Raw genomic sequence first — 13027 nt, 5'->3', positions numbered from 1 at the left:
CCTCCCAGCGGAGCGCCTACGCGTCCTTGAACTCCTGCCGCTGCCGCCCGAGTCCCTCGATCTCCAGCTCCACGACATCCCCGGCCCGCAGGAACGGCTTCGGCTCGGGCGCCCCAAGAGCCACCCCCGCCGGCGTCCCGGTGTTGATCACGTCGCCCGGGTACAGCGTCATGAACCGGCTGAGGTACCGCACGACCTCCCCGACCGGGAAGATCTGCTCAGCAGTCGTCCCGTCCTGCTTCAACTCCCCGTTGACCCACAGCTTGAGGGACAGATTCTGCGGATCCGGCACCTCGTCCGCCGTCACCAGCCACGGCCCGAGCGGATTGAACGTCTCGCAGTTCTTCCCCTTGTCCCAGGTCCCGCCCCGCTCGATCTGGAACTCCCGCTCGGACACGTCGTGCGCCACGGCGTACCCGGCGACATGCGCGAGCGCCTCCTCCACGGACTCCAGATACCTGGCCGTACGCCCGATGACGACGGCCAGCTCGACCTCCCAGTCGGTCTTGAGGGCCCGGCGCGGCACGAGGACGGTGTCGTGCGGTCCGACCACGGTGTCCGGCGCCTTCATGAAGACGACCGGCTCGGCGGGCGGCTCGGCGCCGGTCTCGCGCGCGTGGTCGTGGTAGTTCAGCCCGATGCAGACGATCTTGCCGATCCGCCCCAGCGGCGGCCCGACCCGCAGCCCGGTGGCGTCCAGTACGGGCAGGTCACCGGCGTCGACGGCGGCCCGGACCCGGCCGAGCGCCTCCTCGTCGGCGAGCAGCGCGCCGTCGATGTCCGCGACGACGCCCGACAGGTCCCGCAGGGACCCGTCGGCGTCGAGCAGCGCGGGCCGCTCCGCCCCGGCCGTACCGACTCGCAGCAGCTTCATGATCAGTCTCCCTCGATCGCGGGCGCCCGGCCGATGGACGCGACCCGGATGCGGCGGGGCAGAGCCATCGGAGGACTGGTCGATCCTCTAAGCCCGCAGTGCACTCCGCAATACCCCGTTCACGTACTGGACCCGCCCCGCCCGGTCACCGGTACAGCACGGCCCGCTCGACGGCACTCCACGTCGTGCTGGTGACGACGTACAGCGCGGCGGCCAGCGGTACGACGGCCACGGTGACCAGCGTGAAGAACGACATGAACGGCATCACCCTGCTCACCGCCCCCAGCCCGGGCAGCTGCTCCCCGTCACCGGCCCGGGCGGCCGGGTTCGCGGCCATCATGCGCTTGCTGAGCCGGTAGCTGAACGCGGCGACGCACCCGACGACCACGAACAGCCCGGCGTAGACCAGCCCCGCGCCACTCAGGAGACCGCCGTCGAGCGCGTCCGTCCACCGCTCCCCGAGCGGCGCGGCGAACAGCTGGTGGCCGAGCAGCCCGTTGGCCTCGCCGCCGATCGTGTCGCTGGAGAACAGGTGGTAGAGCAGGAAGAACGCGGGGATCTGGAGCATCCCCGGCAGGCAGCCGGCCAGTGGTGACACCTTCTCCTCGGCGTGCAGCTCCAGCACGGCCTTCTGAAGCCTCTCGGGGTTCTTGCCGTGCTTCTTCCGCAGCTCGGCGATCTTCGGCTGGAGCGCGGTGCGGGCCTTCTGGCCGCGTGCGGCGGCCCGGGACAGGGGGTGGACGAGGAGGCGTACGAGCGCGGTGAACAGGACGATCGCCGCGGCGGCGGCCGAGGCGCCGCACAGCGGCTGGAGCAGGTCGGCAAGGTGCTCGACCAGGCTGGCGAAGACGGACATGGGTGAGCCCTCCGGGGGTCTCGTCGTGCCGGAACAGGTCATGGCGGCATGACGACCCGCGCGGGGTCACTTCGGGTGTGGAGGTGCCCTACGCGACGGTCGCCCGGAGGGCGTGACCGGGTGCCCGGGGCCGGGTGCGTCCCCGGGCGTCGGGATCGCGTTGTGGCAGGAACGCCGTACGCCGGTCCCGGTCGCGGATGGCCGTACGCACCCGTGTGCGCGGCACGGCGGGCGCGCAGCGCGAGGCGACGAGGGCGCAGAGCGCGAGGGCGGCCGAGGCCGCGGTGGTCGCGGCGAGCGCGACGGTGGCGGTGAGGCTGCCGGTGTCGAGCAGCACCACCTCGACGAACAGGAAGAGCAGCGCGAGGACGGGACGCAGCGTCGCCCAGCTTCGGTTCATCGGCCGCCCCTCCCCTCGTACATGTGCATGCCCTGTCGTTCGTTATACAGGATCACCCTCCGCAGCGGATCCGGAGCGGACCGGCGACTTCGTAAACGGGTTTGAAGAAGGTTCGTCAGAACTCTCGACAACCCACACGCCACACCCGATGCTTCTCGTCACCCGACAACGGGCCACCTTCGCGCCGCCGGGCCGGGGACCGGCGTGCGCCCTCATCTCCCTTACGGAGGAGCCGTGATCCGACGCAGAAGCCTGCTGGCCGCAGCAGGCGGAACGTTCCTCGGCAGCGCCCTGGCGACGGGCACCGCGCACGCGGACGCCACGATCGCCGTCAACCCGTCGACGACGTACGGCACCTGGGAGGGCTGGGGCACCTCCCTCGCCTGGTGGGCCAACGTCTTCGGCGCCCGGGACGACTTCGCCGACCTGTTCTTCACCACCAAGTCCGTCACGTACAACGGCCGTTCCCTGCCCGGCCTGGGCCTCAACATCGCCCGCTACAACCTCGGCGCGTGCAGCTCGAACAGCGTCGGCGGCGAGACGATGGTGAAGTCGCCCAACATCCCCGCCTTCAAGCAGATCGAGGGCTTCTGGCAGGACTGGAACAACGAGGACCCCACCTCCTCGGCGTGGAAGTGGACGGCGGACGCCAACCAGCGCGCGATGCTGGTGAAGGCGACGCAGCGGGGCGCGATCACCGAACTGTTCGCCAACTCCCCGATGTGGTGGATGTGCAGCAACCACAACCCCTCGGGCGCCTCGGGCGGCGGCAACAACCTCCAGACCTGGAACTACCGCCAGCACGCGAGCCACTTGGCGGCGACAGCCCTGTACGCGAAGAACAACTGGGGCGTGAACTTCGCGACGGTCGACCCCTTCAACGAGCCGGCCTCCACCTGGTGGACCGCGACCGGCACTCAGGAGGGCTGCCACATGGACCCGGCGGTCCAGGCGGCCGTCCTCCCGTACATGCGCAGCGAGCTGGACAAGCGCGGCCTCACCGGCCTGCGCATCGCGGCCTCGGACGAGACGAACTACGACACGGCCCGCTCCACGTGGTCGTCCTTCAACGCGACGACGAAGGGCCTGGTCTCGCAGGTCAACGTGCACGGCTACCAGGGCTCGGGCGGCCGCCGCGACCTCCTCTACACGGACGTCGTGACCACCTCCCGCAAGAAGCTGTGGAACTCCGAGACGGGCGACAGCGACGGCACGGGCCTGACGATGGCCTCCAACCTCTGCCTCGACTTCCGCTGGCTGCACCCGACGGCCTGGTGCTACTGGCAGGTCATGGACCCGTCGACGGGCTGGGCGATGATCGCCTACGACGCCAACACCCTCCAGCCCACCACCGTCCAGACCAAGCACTACGTGATGGCCCAGTTCAGCCGCCACATCCGCCCCGGCATGACGATCCTGGACACGGGCGTGGACTACGCGGTGGCGGCGTACGACGCGACGGCCCGCCGCCTGGTGATCGTCGCGGTGAACACCTCCACCTCCGCCCAGACCCTCACCTTCGACCTCTCCCGCTTCTCGACGGTGACGGGCGGCTCCGGGGGCCTGGTGCCGCGCTGGAACACGGTCACGACGGGCGGCGGCGACCTCTACACGGCGCGCTCGGACATCCGCCTGAACGGCAAGTCGGTAAGCGTCCCATTCTCGGCAAAGGCGGTCCAAACCCTCCACATAGACAACGTGACGCTGTAGTCCGGTTGCAGTTCGCCTGCGGTCCGGCGGCGGCGGTTCGGGAAGAACCGTGAAGCCCGGGTGGCGAGCGAGGGGAAGTAGGGAGGCCGAGTGGTCTGGCCTGCGCATCTCTCACGCTCGTCACCTCCCGGCAGTACGGTGTCCCCCATGCGCCCCGACACGCCTGCCGAAAACGTCGACCACACCGCCGAGGCGGCACGCCTGGAGCGGACCGCCGGCCTGTATCCCGAGGACGCCGAGGCCCTGCTGCTGCGGGCGGCGGCCCACCTGGAGCTCTCCGGCGACCGCCCTACCGCGACCACCCTCTACGACCGCCTGCTGTCCTCCCCCGACGGCCTGGAGAACCCCCACCTGGTGCGGGCGCTCAAGGCCTCGAACCTCTGGGAGTACGGCCACGAGGCCGAGGCCCGGGCGATCATCGAGGGTGTCCGGGGAGCGTCCCCCAAGGACCCGGCCCCCTGGGTGATCGTCGCGGAGTCCCTGGAATCCCACGACGAACTGGAAGCGGCCCACGAGACGTTCACGGAGGCAGTGCACCGCCTCCTGACGGACGTCGAGGAGCCCCCCTACGCCACGCACCCCCTCCTCTTCGGCCGCCACCGCGTACGGCGCATGCTCGGCAAGTCCCACGACGAGTGGGACGCCCTGGCGGACTCGGTCCACTCCCTCCCGATCACCCTGGACGAACTCCACGACCCCAAGCGCGTGTGGTCCCTGGGCTCGGAGAACCCGGCGGAACTGGAGGCGGAGATCCTGCGCCTCCGAGCGGAACTGGGCGCGTACCGGGAGGCCCTCTCCCGCCCCTTCCCCGTCGCGATCCTGCACTGGCCGGCGGACGAGCTCACGGAACTCCTGGAGGCGTATCCGTCGCTGTCGACGGAATACCCGACCCACGAGGAACACCTCTCGACCATAGAGACGGCCCTCCGCGAACTGTCCGCCTCCGGCACCCCGAACCTGGGCATCGTCACCGGCACGGTCCCGTCCTACGAGGCGTTCGCAGCATCGGAACTCTCGTCCCCGAACGACGCGACGCTGCTCCCGCAGTACGCGACGACACTAGCGGCGAGGGGACGGGCGGTGGCTTGGCCGCCGCAGTCGGGGGCGAGCTGCTGGTGCGGCTCGGGCCGGACGTACGGCCAGTGCCACGGCCTGACACGGGGATAAGCCACCGGCAGGCAGCCGCTGAACCAACCCGGCGTGCGCGACCCCGCTGACGTGCCCGCCACGCCGGGCACCCACCCAGCAAACGGCGCCACCACCCACCCAGGCCCCCACTCCCCCGGGCCGCCCGCTCGCTTCTCCCCCGTGCCGGAGCGCCCCGGGTCAGGGGTGGCCCGCAGGGCCATCGGCGCAGCCGACGCGGAACGCAGCGCAGCGGAGTGGGAGCGCCCTTGATGCGGGGTGCGGAGGCACGATACTGGCAAAGAAGCGGGCGGCCCGACCCTCTGAAACGATCAGCTTGCGGCAAAAGCCCGTTGCATGTCAGTGGCTACTGCTAGAACTGACCGGGCTGGCATAAATCATCAAATAAATGCTGGCTCAGACCATGCAGCAATGATCGACCATGACGACATACAGGTGTGAGGCCCGACGGTGAACGGCATGACGCCTTCGTCTCCCGGTGTCTCGGCCCGCATGAGCAGACAGGCGAGCAAGGACACCGCTGTCGAGTTGGCGGTGCGGCGGCTGCTGCACGCTGCCGGCCTGCGTTATCGCGTGGAATACCCCGTGCCGGGTCTGCCCCGACGCCGTATCGACGTGGCATTCCCACGAGCGAAGGTGGCCGTCCTCATTGACGGGTGCTTCTGGCACGGCTGCCCTCAGCACGCCACGCACCCGAAGGCGAACGCGGACTGGTGGCGGGCCAAGCTCGAACGGAACATGGCCCGGGACAGGGAAACGACGGAGCATCTGGTCGCAGCGGGATGGGCTGTGCTGCGGTTCTGGGAGCACGAGGCTCCCGAGGACGTGGCGGTACGGGTGGCGGCAGCGGTGCAAGAACGTCGATCGGGACTGATCAGGGGGAAAGAACAGTGAGCGGACTCACCTTCGTGGATGTGTGCTCCGGGGCGGGCGGGCTTGCCCTCGGTCTTGAGCGGGCGGGCTTCGAACCGCGTCTCTTGTTGGACGACGACGATTCTTCCGTCGCAACTCTGCGGACCAACCGGCCGCAGTGGAACGTGCTGCACACCGATCTGCTGGACTTCGACCCGGCCGAGCACCCGGTGAGCCACGACGTGGATCTCCTGGCGGCGGGCCTGCCGCGAGTGAAGTCGAGTGCGACCGTCGGACGGGCCGACTCGGACAGGGAGGAGCGGCTGTTGGAAGCCGCCGTCTATCTCGTCCATGCGATCAGGCCTCGGGCAGTGCTCATCGAGAACGTCCCGGGCCTCGCCCACGCGGACGAGTACCAGCCGTTCCGCGACTTCGCCCGGGCCGAACTCGCCCACTTAGGGTATGAATTCAGCTGGTTCGTCATGAATGCTGTCAATTTTGGGGTACCGCAGAGTCGTAAGCAGGGCGTGCTGGTCGCCGTGGAGCGGAACCGCGCCCAGGCGTTCCGGCCCCCGACGCCGACCGTGCTGGAGCCGACGACGGTCGGCGCCGCCCTCGGCCAGTCCATGGCCGCTCGCGGTTGGCAGGACGCCATCCGCTGGGCCGCACAGGCCGACCAACCGGCTCCCACACTGGTCGGAGGGTCGAAGAACCGGGGCGGTGCCGACCTGGGCCCGACCGGAGCCAAGAACAAGTGGGCGACCATGGGTGTCAACGCGCACTCGCTGGGTGACACGGTTCCCGGCCCGGAGTTCGTCTGGAACCCCGAGCTCGGCAGGGACAACATGGTGAAGATCACGGTCGAACAGGCGGCCCTGCTGCAGGCGTTTCCCGAGTCGTGGCAAATCACCGGGCTCAAGACCGCCCGCTACCGCCAGATCGGACATGCCACCCCGCCGCCCGTTGCAGAGGCGTTGGGACGGGCCTTCGCGGAAGCGCTCGAGGGCGAGCCGGCAGTCCCCTCGGCCGGCTAGACTTCCGCCACATGACCAGCACGGCGCCACACCAGTCCGTCCTCGACAAGCCATTTGTCCTGGATCTCTTCGCGGGTCCTGGAGGACTGGACGTCGCCGGGCACGCACTCGACATCCCGAGCCTCGGCATCGAGTGGGACAGGAGCGCGTGCCTGACGAGATACGCGGCCGGGCTGGACACTCTCCACGCGGACGTGAGCGCGGTACGCCGGGATGCCTTCGAGTCGCTGCCGCCGGAGATCAACGTGCTCGCCGGGGGCCCCCCGTGCCAGACGTACTCGGTGGCCGGTAAGGGCGCCGGCCGCAAGGCCTTGGAAGAGGTCAAGGAGTACATCGAGCGACTGATGGCGGGACAATCCGACGAGGCGATCGACAAGAGCTTGAAGAAGCTCAGCGATCCGCGCACAGCGATGGTCCTGGAACCTCTCAGGTACGCGATCCAGGCCACCAGGAGCCCCAACAGGCAGAAGCGCCCCTACGACGTCATAGTCCTGGAACAGGTCCCCGCAGTCGAGGCTCTGTGGAAGCACTACGCCAAGGTGCTGGAGCAGACCGGCCTCCCCGACGGCACCAAGTACAAGGTCGTCGTCGACGTCCTCGACACCGAGACCTACGGGGTACCGCAGACGCGATCCCGCGCAGTGTTGATCGCTCGCCGTGAAGGACTCGGTCAGCCGTCGCTTCCCGCGCCGACGCACCGCGCGTACGAGGCGAAGGAATGGAATCGCAGGGCCGAACTGTCGGCGAGCGGAATCCATCAACCCACCCTCGACGACAAGGACACCGAGGAAGAGGCCGAGAAGTCCCGGGCAACCGACGACAGTGCCCTGAAGCCTTGGAAGTCGATGGGTGAGGTGCTCGCCCGTCCGGTGGGCACGCACCCGGGTCGGCGCACCCCCTTCCTGGTCCGCTCGAACTACGGCAGCTCCGGCGTCCCGGGGCGACGCGGGGTACGGACCGACCTGCAGCCCGCCGCCACCGTGACCGGTCGCATCTCCCGCTTCGTGGTCTTCGAGCACCTAGACGAGCAGGTCGTGCGCGAGGGCGCGCGATTCAGCATGAACGAGGCGGGCATGCTGCAGAGTTTCCCGCCGGACTATCCTTGGTCCGGTACGGCACAGGCCCAGCAGGTGGGCAACGCCGTGCCGCCCGTGTTCGGCGCCCACCTGCTGAGCGCCGCGCTCGGTCTTCCCGTTCCGAACCCGGATGTCCTCAGAAAGCCGTGGGTGCCGGCCACGGAGGAACAGCGGGCCAAGCTGCGCAGCCACGGCTGCGGAGCCGCGGACACCTGTACCGCCAGGTGCCCGCGTCCCGAAGATCAGGCTCCGGCCCGCTCCGCCGCACGCCCCCGGACCGAAATGTCGAAGAAGTAGTCGGCGGAGCCGGCAGCAGGTCACCGCGACGGGTCAGTCGACGCCCTTCCTACCTCTGACCGGCGCTGTCTCGAACAGCTCGGTGAAGTACTCGGTGAGCGCGGCCACAGAGTCCTCCGGAACGGGGTCCTCGTCGGGCCCCTCCGGGAGGTTGTGCCGCCCCACCGGCAGCGCCGATCCCGCCTCGGCGATCCAGTCCCGTAGACGAGTCGGGTCCTTGGGCGCGTCCGGGGCCAGGACGTCGTAGATCAGCGTCGCTCCTGCCGCGTTGATCGCGACACTGAGTCCGTTGACCTCTCGCCCGCCGGTGACTTGTCCGTTCTGCAGGAGACGGACCAGGGCCTGAGCGGTGGGGCGATGATCGACCAGGCCGCCCCTCAGAACTGTGTGGATGAGGTCCTGGTTCCCGCAGGCGACCTCGACGGGCGCGTAGTCCGGCCCGTTCCGAAAGAGCTCGGCCGCCCACCAAAGACGGGAGAAGCACTGGCGGTCCGCGGGACCCCGGAAGCGCTCCGGGGCGATTCGCCTCTCGGGCCTTTTCGCTGTCGGCTCCGACAAGTGACGCCAGGCGACGTAGTCGGGAGCCACCGCCAGGGCGACGTGGTTCCACAGCCTCTTGTCCGCCGCCTCCCGCCGTGTCAGGCGCAACGTGGCGTGAAGCCGCGGAGCGAGCCACGCGTCAGCTCTGGTCCGGTCCTCCCGGAACTCGAACATGGCGTCTTCCACCAGGCTTCGGATCGGCTCGACCGACCATCTGGCGTCGTCGGGAAGCGACTCGACGACCTTGGCGAGATCGATACCGCCGTGCACCTGTTCGCCTTTGAGCAACTCCTCGGTGAGGAACGGATCGACGGCCGAGGCGGAGAGCAGCGCGAGCCGCTCCGGTACGTGGTTCGGTTGCGTGATCACGTCTCGCTCTCCCGGTTCATCTGTTCCAGACTGCGGATGGCGTAGGCGAGCGCCTTGCCGGCATCGGCACGACGGGCCGCCGCGTAATGGATACGGGTCTGCAGCTCCACCCAGCCCGAGTCGCCCGTTCGCCTGCGATGGACCTGCCGTAGAGCCTCTTCGACGTGCACGCCGGGAACGACGTCCGGGAGCATCTCCCGCAGTACCTCGCCCTGCCAGTCGTCCGGGAAGACCGGTCCACCACCCGCTTCCACCTCCAGCTCGCCGATGGCACCGTGGAAGACCGCGGTCCAGACATCGGTGGCCATCTGAGCGACCAGGAGGTCACGCACTTTGCCCTCCACGCCGGAGCCGCTGCTGTCCAACAGCGCGATGATCCCGTCCACGTCGGTGTTCACGAACACGGTCGGGACTCTGGCCGAGACGTCCACGATCCAGGGCACGTCGGCGTAGGGGTGCAACCACTCCCTGGAGCTCTTGCTGAACGAGGCTTTCTGCACATCCAGTTGGAGGCCGCGTACCGGCTCTTCGGAGACCGTGTCGACGACCCAGCTCCGATCGGTCTCGGCGATCGACCGGCCCTCCACCCCGTCAACCGTCCCGACGGCGTGGACGGCGAGGGAGGCTCGACCCAGGTGATCGTCACGGAGCACCTCCAGCGAACCCGACCAGTCCCGACCGTCCTCGGCGTCACGAGTGAGCGCGGTGGAGGTGCGCACATTCGTCTCGCCGTCCGTCAGCACGGCGAGAACGCACAGGTCCGACCAGGCCGCGTCCGGCGCGTTCGCACCGGGTGGCAGTGTCGCCGAGAGGCCGATCGTGGCGCTCACCCAGTCGGTGTGCCCCGCGATGCCCAGCGCCACGGCATGCTGCTGGGTCGAATAGGCGGTGGTCTCCAACTGGTCCCTGGTGCCGTCGGAGAGCTTGAGGGAAACGGAGGTCACCCTGAGTGCGACCGGTCGGTTGAGTCGCTTGTACGGGTAGATCTTCAACGTCACTCCCCCTTGCCGGCACGGAGTTCGACCACGAGGCGGGTGAGTGTGGTCCTGACGGGGTGGCTGGTGACGTCGGTGGAACCGCGGAATTTCGCGCGACGCACGCCTGGTGTGAAGCGCAAGGTTCCGTTCTCCACCTCGCATCCCTCGACGGCCACGAGTTCCGCCCAGTCCAGCTTCGGGCGGCCGCCGGAGCGTACGTCCATCTGGGCGACCGGAACCATCGGCACGATTTCGTCGCCACGCGGGATGCTCACTTCCGCGGTGATCTGCCACTCCCCACCGTCGCCGATGGACGCGTCGAGCCCGTCCAGGACCGGGACCACGGGCCCGGAGGGCGCCTTGGCCTTGGGCCTCGACTTCACGGTCAATGCCTTGCGCAGCGCCTCACCACCTTCGCGGCTGCCGCGCTTGGGCCGTGCGACGAGTTCCCTCACCGCTGTGTTGACCTCGGTGGTCAACGCGTTGATCCGTCTGTACGCGGAGGGTGACCAGCGCAGGGTCAACTCCTCCGTCTGTCCCCAGCGGTCGTGCTCGGGCGGTTCCGCCGCCCGCAGGAACTCCTCCGCCTCCTTGGCGAAGGGGGCCGATTCTCCGGCAGCCTCCCCCACCAGAAGTACGGCCTGGAAAGGGTTGGTCCCGATCGGCAGGTTCGGAACACCCGCCCTTTTCACGGTCATGCGGTTGCCACGCAGCGAGTGCACCTGGTTCTTGGGGGTGTCCTTGTCGTTATCGGCGTCCGTCACCAACAGGACGGCCTGGTGCGTGCCGAGAGACCCGTGCGCTCCTCCGGAGAGCGGCAGCTTCAGCGGCACGCTCCGCGCGGCCACCTGCCCGGCCTCGGTGAGCCGATCCACGGTGGCTCCCTCGTAGTGCGCCCGCAACGCACGGGTTCGAGACGGTTGCTCGGCAGACGGGTCCACCTGCTCCTCCGCCACGACGACATCACCGTTGCGCAGGGTACGGACCGACACCTCCAGGAGCGGAAGCTTGTTGCCTCCTCCGGTCATCGCCGCCCAGAAGTCACGTCCCAGCGCCGTGACCAGACGACGGTGCATCTTGCGGATGTCGCGAGTGTCCCCGCCGTCCTCGTCCAGGTTCTCTTCGTCGGCGTCGGACGAATCGTCCTCGAGGCTGGCCACGTCGTGCGCGCCGACGATGAGGAAGGACGTACCGGGTTCGTCGCTGTCCCGGGTCAGGTGCAGACGAGCCACGGTCTCCTCGTCCGCCCACCAGGAGCGGGCGACCATGGCGCCGGGCGAGTCGGGATCCGGGCGCCCGAACCAGGCGGGTCCCGCGTAGGGCTCGCCGTCGACCTCACGCCACGGCAGTTCGAGACGGCCGATGACCCGTCGCTCGGTACGCCCTTCGTGGGGCTCGGACAGAGTGGAGTTGATGAGTACGAGGCCGAGCGCGCTGGTGGCCCACAACGTGGCCTTTCCCAGGCCGTACGAACCGCCCGCGCCATGACCGGACTTGAGGCTCTCCAACTGGCGCCTGACCACGGCCGCGAACTTGCCGTCCGCGTAGTCGTCTCCGATCAGCCCCGAAGCGTTGTAGTCGTCGACCCGGAGCAGGACCAAGCGGCCCTTCTCGTACATGTCACGGACTCCGGCGTCCACGACCCGGCCGACCTTCTGGTTCCCGGCGATCTCCGAGACGGCGGAGTAGTGCGGGAAGAGGTCGTTCCAGAGAATCGCCTCGCGGAAGGCCTCCAGTGCCTCACCGGTCAGCTCGTGCAGGGTGTAACGGACGCGGACCGGGCGACCGTTCTCCGTCTGTCGCTCGTCGAGGCTGTTCTGGCAGGTCTCGCGTGCGAGCACCTGAACGTCGGCATCGAACGCGAAGGCCGCGGCATTGCCCAGGTCACGGCCACCGTCGGGATAGCCGGGTCGGTGGTACCAGGTGACCGGCAGGCCGGCTTGGGTGTCGGTGGTGCGGGTGTGCACTGTGCCGAGGTCCGTGCCGAGCGCCTTGGCGATGTCCGACATGACCGTCGGGCGCGGAGTCGATCTGCCGGTGATCCATGCGGAGACGGCAGCTCTTGTCAGCTTCAACTCCTCGGCCAGTTCGGCCTGTGTCTTGCCCGCGAGTTTGAGCTGACGAGCCAGCCACGGCCCGAACTCCTCACCTGTCTCCACGCGCCACCTGCTCTTCCTCGAGTGTCGTAAGGAGAGGCTAATTTGACGAGACGGAGCCCGTCAACCAAAAGTTAACTACCCTGGATCACCTCAGGGTCATCAGATCAATGCCCGAACTGTCCGAATAGACCCATATTGCCCGGGTGTGCCTGCCCCCAGAGAACGGAACGACCAACTCCCCTTGAGGGAACGGAAGTTCGGGGTTGCACATTCGAGTGACCCTCGATAACTTCGGTGACGGTGGAGAATCCACCTCGCTCGAAGGACTGAAACGGGGTTTCGGGCGGCCGTGGAACCCGTATGCCAAGAACCAGCGTCACAAGGGGATCGAAAGCCTCCACAAAGGGGCCATCCCCTCGCCCGGAAGCAGTTTCTCCAAAAGTGCTGGCGAGGGGAAACGTTCAACCGCTAGCGTCATTCTCGGGGGGAGAAGCTATCCCTCGAGATGCAACTCGTTCCACGGGGACGTGTACCCAAATACACCCCTGTAGGACCATCAGGACACGACCTATCAGGGGTGTAGCACTCAATGGACGAGCAGGATTGTGGCGACTTCCTGGTTTCGAGCCGGGAATTAGCCTCGTTCGAGGCGACGATCAAGACGGCAAGAAGCAAGGTCGAGGTGGCGAGGGTTCTCCAGGCGCACGACCTGTCCGAGGACGACTTCACCCGCAGCTTCCCCTACCTGGCCAAGGCGGTTCGAGACCTGCCGGACATCGACGCTCCAGAGGCCTGAC

At 68.4% G+C, this 13027-nt stretch carries 12 protein-coding genes; 6 read left to right on the top strand and 6 right to left on the bottom strand.

Annotated elements, in window-relative coordinates; genetic code table 11:
* Positions 1-16: 16 nt before the first annotated feature.
* The 3 genes from FDO69_RS11825 to FDO69_RS11815 all read right to left on the bottom strand — a co-directional run bounded on the left by FDO69_RS11825 (position 17) and on the right by FDO69_RS11815 (position 2130).
* The gene (locus tag FDO69_RS11825; protein WP_104779735.1) at positions 17-874 is read right to left on the bottom strand and encodes a fumarylacetoacetate hydrolase family protein; all 858 of its coding nucleotides are present in this window, start codon (positions 872-874) and stop codon (positions 17-19) included.
* Between the two features lie 145 nt (positions 875-1019).
* Complete coding sequence (locus FDO69_RS11820) at positions 1020-1730, bottom strand: YidC/Oxa1 family membrane protein insertase (protein ID WP_104779734.1); 711 nt, start codon at positions 1728-1730, stop codon at positions 1020-1022.
* 88 nt (positions 1731-1818) lie between these two features.
* Positions 1819-2130, bottom strand: a complete 312-nt coding sequence (locus tag FDO69_RS11815; protein ID WP_104779733.1) for a DUF6412 domain-containing protein — start codon at positions 2128-2130, stop codon at positions 1819-1821.
* 234 nt (positions 2131-2364) lie between these two features.
* Between FDO69_RS11815 and FDO69_RS11810 the strand changes: the two genes are divergently transcribed.
* The 5 genes from FDO69_RS11810 to FDO69_RS11790 all read left to right on the top strand — a co-directional run bounded on the left by FDO69_RS11810 (position 2365) and on the right by FDO69_RS11790 (position 8245).
* On the top strand, positions 2365-3840 hold the full coding sequence (locus FDO69_RS11810) for a glycoside hydrolase (protein WP_104779732.1): 1476 nt from the start codon (positions 2365-2367) through the stop codon (positions 3838-3840).
* A 147-nt stretch (positions 3841-3987) separates the two neighbouring features.
* Complete coding sequence (locus FDO69_RS11805) at positions 3988-5007, top strand: SEC-C domain-containing protein (protein ID WP_104779731.1); 1020 nt, start codon at positions 3988-3990, stop codon at positions 5005-5007.
* Positions 5008-5478: 471 nt separating this feature from the next.
* Positions 5479-5880 (top strand): very short patch repair endonuclease, encoded by a 402-nt coding sequence (locus FDO69_RS11800; RefSeq protein ID WP_104779730.1) that lies wholly within the window; start codon positions 5479-5481, stop codon positions 5878-5880.
* On the top strand, positions 5877-6872 hold the full coding sequence (locus FDO69_RS11795; RefSeq protein WP_104779729.1) for a DNA cytosine methyltransferase: 996 nt from the start codon (positions 5877-5879) through the stop codon (positions 6870-6872). Before FDO69_RS11800 ends, FDO69_RS11795 begins: the two co-directional genes overlap by 4 nt.
* An 11-nt stretch (positions 6873-6883) precedes the next feature.
* Entirely contained in the window at positions 6884-8245 is a 1362-nt protein-coding gene (locus FDO69_RS11790; RefSeq protein ID WP_104779728.1) for a DNA cytosine methyltransferase, read from the top strand.
* Positions 8246-8278: 33 nt separating this feature from the next.
* Here the strand turns inward: FDO69_RS11790 and FDO69_RS11785 are convergent, their stop codons facing one another.
* From FDO69_RS11785 to FDO69_RS11775, 3 genes are read right to left on the bottom strand one after another with little or no spacing between them, the layout of a single operon-like run.
* Positions 8279-9154 carry a DUF6339 family protein gene (locus FDO69_RS11785; protein ID WP_104779727.1) on the bottom strand — a complete coding sequence of 292 codons (876 nt, stop codon included), beginning with the start codon at positions 9152-9154 and terminating at the stop codon, positions 8279-8281.
* Positions 9151-10146 carry a hypothetical protein gene (locus FDO69_RS11780; RefSeq protein ID WP_104779726.1) on the bottom strand — a complete coding sequence of 332 codons (996 nt, stop codon included), beginning with the start codon at positions 10144-10146 and terminating at the stop codon, positions 9151-9153. The genes FDO69_RS11785 and FDO69_RS11780 overlap by 4 nt, the downstream gene beginning before the upstream one ends.
* Positions 10147-10148: 2 nt before the next feature.
* On the bottom strand, positions 10149-12290 hold the full coding sequence (locus FDO69_RS11775; RefSeq protein ID WP_234387907.1) for a helix-turn-helix domain-containing protein: 2142 nt from the start codon (positions 12288-12290) through the stop codon (positions 10149-10151).
* A gap of 529 nt (positions 12291-12819) precedes the next feature.
* Between FDO69_RS11775 and FDO69_RS11770 the strand changes: the two genes are divergently transcribed.
* Positions 12820-13026: a hypothetical protein gene (locus FDO69_RS11770; RefSeq protein ID WP_030837923.1), complete on the top strand. Its 207-nt coding sequence runs from the start codon at positions 12820-12822 to the stop codon at positions 13024-13026.
* Position 13027: the final 1 nt, after the last annotated feature.

Source organism: Streptomyces tibetensis (genome assembly GCF_007655005.1).
Taxonomy (GTDB): domain Bacteria; phylum Actinomycetota; class Actinomycetes; order Streptomycetales; family Streptomycetaceae; genus Streptomyces; species Streptomyces tibetensis.
Note: the sequence above shows the minus strand (reverse complement) of the source record. Positions and strands in the feature narration are given on the sequence as shown.